This is a genomic window from Mycobacterium sp. TH-M103 (assembly GCF_057473785.1).
In genome coordinates this window covers 1-5,048 of sequence record NZ_JBYCLG010000274.1, presented here as the reverse complement: position 1 = coordinate 5,048, position 5,048 = coordinate 1, and the positions used below count along the sequence as shown (strand labels likewise).

The window sequence follows — 5,048 nt, the reverse complement described above, 5'->3', positions numbered from 1 at the left end:
ATCTGATCAGGGTCGCCACCTACTTCGGTTTGAACCCGGTCGACCTGCAGGTCCGCTACGGGTTGATCCCGCCGGAAGCGGTCACCGAATACGTCGATTCGGCGCCCCACCCGTCCCGACTGCGGGATCTGAGCCCGGACCCGCACAAGCCGTCGATCTGACGGCGGTTGGGCAAAACGGTCGGTCGCGAGCAATGAAGTGCGTGCTCATCCTCACGACACTGGCTGCCTTGGTATGGAGTCTGTGGATCCGCCGTCACACCTGGCGTTCCCGGTGGGAGGCGGGCGCGAGCCTCAACATCGCCCTGCAAGGCTGCGCGGTGTTGCTCATGTCGCCGTGCGCGTCGGCCCATCTGGGGCCGCCGCTCCACCACATTTTCCGGCGGTGGAACGTCGAAGACCTGTTCGCCCATCTCTGCCTGGTCGTCGCGGTCACGGCGATAATTCACCACGGTCTGGCCCGGCTCAACGGCGCCGAGCAGGTTCGCGGGCTTTTCCGCCGGCAGGTCGAGACGCCGGTGCGCATCGGTGTTCCGCTGCTGGTGGCGACGTTTGTCCTCGCCGACGAGAAATACCAGCCGGACCTGTTCGTGGCCCACGTCAGAACCTTCTGGTTCGGAGCCTACTGGCTGGTGCTCGGGACGATGCTGGTCTATCTGTTTCTCTACGCCGGCCGGGTGCTGCTGATCCTGCGGAGGGATCCCCGCTCCACGTCCACCGCCAACCTCTATCTGGCCTCGGCCGCCTTCGGTGTTGCCGCGACCGTGATCCAGGTGGCCACGGCCGAGGTCGGCGTCGACATCACCCTGCCGGTCTGGCTGTGCACATGCCTGGGCGCGATCGGTTTCGCATACGGTTCCGCGCGCTCGTGGCAGGCCAAGGTCGAATGGTTCGCGGTCGGCAGGAATCCTTCGCAGTAGCCAAAAGCCCGCCCGCGTCAGAACCCTTCCGGCGCAACAGGGGAATCCTATGGGAGGCTCTAACGCGGCGAAGCCGCGTGCCCGGGGGGGCGCCCGCTCCCGACGGCGCCCCGTGGGACATCGGAGCGGCCCAACCGCGGTCGATGGAACTCGAAGCTCTCGGCGCTATCACGGGCAGCGATAGTGCACCCGGGCAGGCCGACCAGATGCGGCGAATGGCCGAACACATGGCCGCGATCCTGCCGCTCCTCGAGAACGCCCGCATTCACTTGCCGTGCAACGTCGTCCACGCCACGCGCGCCGGCTGATCCCCAGGAATCCGGGCAGGACGTGTTTAGGGCCGATGGTCCCTAGACCTCGCGGTTGTGCACACGCGATCATTCCATTCATGACCGAACGAGCCGACCCGCCCCGCGTGGGCGGCCGATGGTCCGGGATCTGGGGAGCCCGCTGACCGCCCCGCAGACCTAGTTACGTCGAACACGGCGGCACCCGATTCCGGGGCGCCCCAAACCGAGGAGGAGGTCCTCATGTCCCGTAGAGCCGGAGCCCGGTATGAGTGCGAGGAGTGCGGGGCAGTGCTCGTCTACGAGAAGCCCTGCCCGTGCACCTCGGAGAACGAGCACTCGGAGGTCTGCTGCGACAAGCCGATGAAACAGCTGGTGCAGGCCGGCTAGCTGCCGGACGCACGTCGGTCGACAAGACCAATCCCGCCGCCAGCTGAGCGGCCTGTCGATCCGGTGAAACGCGCCGTCCGGCAGGGTTATTCGGGACTCCGGGCGACGATGACCGGTATCCGCGCGGCATTGACGACCGCGCGGCCGACCGAGCCCAGCAGCATGCCGCTGAAGCCGCCGCGACCGTGGCTGCCGACGACCACGAGCTGGGCGGTCTCGGCCTGTTGGAGCAGCCGGGGTGCCGGTCGATCGCTGACGACGATCTTGCTGACCGCCACGTCCGGATAGCGTTGCTGCCATTCCGCCAACCGCTCGGCGAGTGCCTCCCCCTCGCGAACCTCGAAGTTCGCCCACTCGACGGGGGCCTGGCCGGGGCGCCCGAAGCCCAACGGGCCCATGTCGCTCCACGCGTGCAGAGCCACCAGCCCCACGCCGCGGCGGGACGCCTCGTCGAAGGCGATCTCGGTCGCCAGCTCCGAGGCCGGCGAGCCGTCGACGCCGACCACGACGGGGGCGTGCGAGCTGACGGTCGCCAGCGAGTCCTCGTCGTGGATGACCGCAACCGGGCACTTGGCGTGATAGACCAGGCCGGAGCTGACAGACCCGAGCACGGCGCGGGCCACCGCCGTCTGGCCACGGCAGCCCACCACCACCAGCTGGGCCGCCTTGGTCAGATCGATCAGGGTGGGCAGTATCGGGGCGTCGTAGAGCAAGTCGCTGGTGATCTGGTAGGCGCCATGAGGCTGGGCCGCCTTGGCGGCCATCTTGTGCGCCTCCTCCAGGATCTGGTGCGCGTGCTGTTCCTGCCAGGACGAGTACTCGCCAGGTGGCGGCACCGGCGGCACGGGACCGAAGAATTCGGTGATCGCCGGGGCCACGTGCACCAGCCGCAAAGGCGCCTCGTGCAATGCGGCGTCTCGGGCCGCCCATTCGACGGCCGCCAACGACGACGGCGAGCCGTCGACAGCGACCAGAATCTCCGCGGACGCCTGTCGAGGTGACATCCGAGTCTCCCTTCGCGAGCGCATAGCCGAATCGGCGATGATGCTCGACCCTAGGCGGCCGGACGCGCAGCGTCAGGAGGCCTTGGTCCCTATCTCGAGGGCATTACTGCCTCGCGCGTGGCTCGCCCGCGGCCGGGTGAAGGTGAAGTGGACCGGGCGCCGGGACAGTACCGGCCGAAGGCGAGCGCGACGTTGTGTCCGGCGAACCCGAGTTGTTGATGGCGTAGTCGTATCTGCCGGGCCGGGGTTTGCCGGCCCTGGCGTGGCGCTCCAGCCCGATCGCCGCCGCTGCGGCGTTGGGCATGTACTTGTGTACGACCAACGGTGACACCGCCCCGGCCCCGCAGGCCCGCATGTCGTCTTAGCTGAAGGCCAGTTCCTCACCCGAGCCGAGGCCGGTGCCGATGGAGACCATCAACCGGTCGGGGTCGACCATCGGGATGGCCCGCGTTGTCCCGTACCCGCCGCCTGACCACGGTGGACATGCGTTGCAGGTAGCTCATGCGGCGCATCTCGGGGAGGGTCAGCTCGAAACCTCGAGGAGATGCCCGCCGATGCGCACCGGCAGTTCGAACTCCTCGACGAACGCGTCATCGAGCGTGCGGATGCCGCTTTGGCTGTCGAGCAGGCACTGCGATGTCGTCTCGGCATCGGTCCCCAGCGCGGTCGTCATGGCGATGCCCGTGACCACCGCGTCGGGAAACCCGTTTCCCGTAGCCAACGGTCTCATCGGTGTCGTCGGGCCTTTCTAGGGTGCCTCGGGGGGTGAAGAAACGCTGCGGCGCACGCGCGGCCCCGCAGCCATCGAAGCACGCGCCCGCGGCCCGCCGGTAGCGGCGTACCGGGGGTGTGCCGACGCCAAAAGGCCAGGACGCCAGGCCCTTTTCGGCAATGCCATCGGCTGCGCAGAGCCGTGAACTCTTCGTTTTCTGGCTGACGGTTCGCCTCGACGATTCGCGAACTGTCGCGGGGTTTCGGGCCGCGAAAAGCGTCGGGAGCACCCCGGCGGGGCCACTAGGATCAGTTGTGTCGCCGACGAATCCGGGCCTGCCGGCGAACGGCGTGTGGCCGCGGACGAGCTCACGGGAGCACTACGCACATGGAGATGTCCATTGATCCGGCCGCCGCCGCCATCGGGGCGAAACTGATCGAGGTGGCCGCCCGCGGGCTGGGGTCCGGCGCCATCGCGTTACCGGCCGTTGCCGGATTGGCGCCCGCCGGGGCCGAAGAGGTCTCCCTGCAGGCGGCGGCGAGCTTCGCGGCCGAGGGTGAGGCGATGCTGGCGTTGACCAGCGCGGCCCAGGAGGAGCTCGCGCGAGCGGGGGCGGCATTGATGGACATCGCCCGCGTCTATTCAGAGGCCGACGACGCGGCGGCGGGCTTGATTCGCTCGGCGACGCTGCCCGGCGCGGCCGGGTCGGCGGCCCGCACCCCGCTGTTGGCCAACCTGCTCGACGGGGTCGCGGCGGTGAACCCGTCGGCGATGGTGCCGGCCGCGGGGACCGTGGCGTCGGCGCTGCTGGCCGCGGCGGGCGCCGCATCGACGGTCCTGGGTGTTGCCACCGGGCCACCGAGCGCGATCAGCTCGTTCTCCCAGGGCGCGTCGGCAGGCGGTGCCGCCGGGCCGGCGCTGGCGTCGGCGGTGGTCGAGAACGACGATCAGTCCGGGCCGGACGGTACCGGCGAACAGTCCGGTGGGGCCCTGATCTGATTGCGACCGCGGCCCGGCGTTTTGCTGTGCCGGCCGAGCGGCACGCCCATCCCGGCACGAGTACCAAATGCTGATCGGCAGCACCCCGTGGCGGCGTTAAGCGAGCGACGGCTTTTTCCGCCACCAGGTTGGGCGTGCCCAGCGGTGCAGCGGGTCGGTGCCGGGACACACCAACGGCGCCGGCGCATTGCGGGCCTGCTGGCGTCCCACGCCTTAAAACAGGCTTCGGGCCGCCCGGGAGATTCCTTCGGCGCTCATCGGGTGCTGGTCGGCGAAGGCTGCGAGGTCTCGGGCGTCCAGTCCGCGCGAGACTGCGAGCCCGATCTGGCCGATGAGGTTGCCTGCGTCGATTCCGACGACCCAACCGCCCACCAGCCGCAGTGAACCCGTTTGGAAGAACAGCCGGATCTCGCCCTGGGTTTCGCCGAAGATCTGTGCCCGGCTGTCCTCGGCAAATGAGTAGGCACTCTCTTCGATCGAGATTCCCGCTGCCGCCGCAGATGCGCGGGTCAGACCGACGTAGGCGGCGGCGGGAAGCGTGAAGACCGTTGTGGGAGTTGACAGAAAGTCCACGGCGTCGGCGTGGTGATCACCTGCCAGGATGTTCGCCGCGGCGGCCACGGACTGGCGGACCGCGGCGTGAAAGAGAGGAGTTCTCCCGTTGACGTCGCCGCAGGCGTAGATGTGGCGCAGATTGGTTTGCAGGGTGGGATCGGCCTGCACGCCGTGGGCGCCGA

General features: G+C 69.0%; 6 protein-coding genes and 1 pseudogene. 4 read left to right on the top strand and 3 right to left on the bottom strand.

The window, feature by feature from the left end; genetic code table 11:
• Positions 1-229: 229 nt before the first annotated feature.
• The 3 genes from AC2VOR_RS15450 (at position 230) to AC2VOR_RS15440 (ending at position 1,596) form a co-directional block, all read left to right on the top strand.
• The gene (locus AC2VOR_RS15450; RefSeq protein WP_369738644.1) at positions 230-919 is read left to right on the top strand and encodes a hypothetical protein; all 690 of its coding nucleotides are present in this window, start codon (positions 230-232) and stop codon (positions 917-919) included.
• A gap of 143 nt (positions 920-1,062) precedes the next feature.
• Positions 1,063-1,227 carry a hypothetical protein gene (locus AC2VOR_RS15445; protein ID WP_369738643.1) on the top strand — a complete coding sequence of 55 codons (165 nt, stop codon included), beginning with the start codon at positions 1,063-1,065 and terminating at the stop codon, positions 1,225-1,227.
• A 222-nt stretch (positions 1,228-1,449) separates the two neighbouring features.
• Entirely contained in the window at positions 1,450-1,596 is a 147-nt protein-coding gene (locus AC2VOR_RS15440; RefSeq protein ID WP_486964070.1) for a hypothetical protein, read from the top strand.
• A gap of 86 nt (positions 1,597-1,682) precedes the next feature.
• Here AC2VOR_RS15440 and AC2VOR_RS15435 read toward each other — a convergent pair whose 3' ends face one another.
• Together AC2VOR_RS15435 and AC2VOR_RS15430 are read right to left on the bottom strand one after the other, a co-directional pair.
• Positions 1,683-2,600, bottom strand: coding sequence for a universal stress protein (locus AC2VOR_RS15435; protein ID WP_486964069.1), 918 nt, complete (start codon positions 2,598-2,600; stop codon positions 1,683-1,685).
• A gap of 238 nt (positions 2,601-2,838) precedes the next feature.
• Positions 2,839-3,330: pseudogene (locus AC2VOR_RS15430) on the bottom strand (beta-ketoacyl synthase N-terminal-like domain-containing protein); the annotation flags it as partial.
• A gap of 375 nt (positions 3,331-3,705) precedes the next feature.
• Between AC2VOR_RS15430 and AC2VOR_RS15425 the strand changes: the two are divergent.
• Positions 3,706-4,311, top strand: coding sequence for a PE family protein (locus AC2VOR_RS15425; protein WP_369738640.1), 606 nt, complete (start codon positions 3,706-3,708; stop codon positions 4,309-4,311).
• A gap of 213 nt (positions 4,312-4,524) precedes the next feature.
• Here AC2VOR_RS15425 and AC2VOR_RS15420 read toward each other — a convergent pair.
• The coding region (locus AC2VOR_RS15420) for an NAD(P)/FAD-dependent oxidoreductase (protein ID WP_486964068.1) at positions 4,525-5,048 on the bottom strand (524 nt) is incomplete at its 5' end.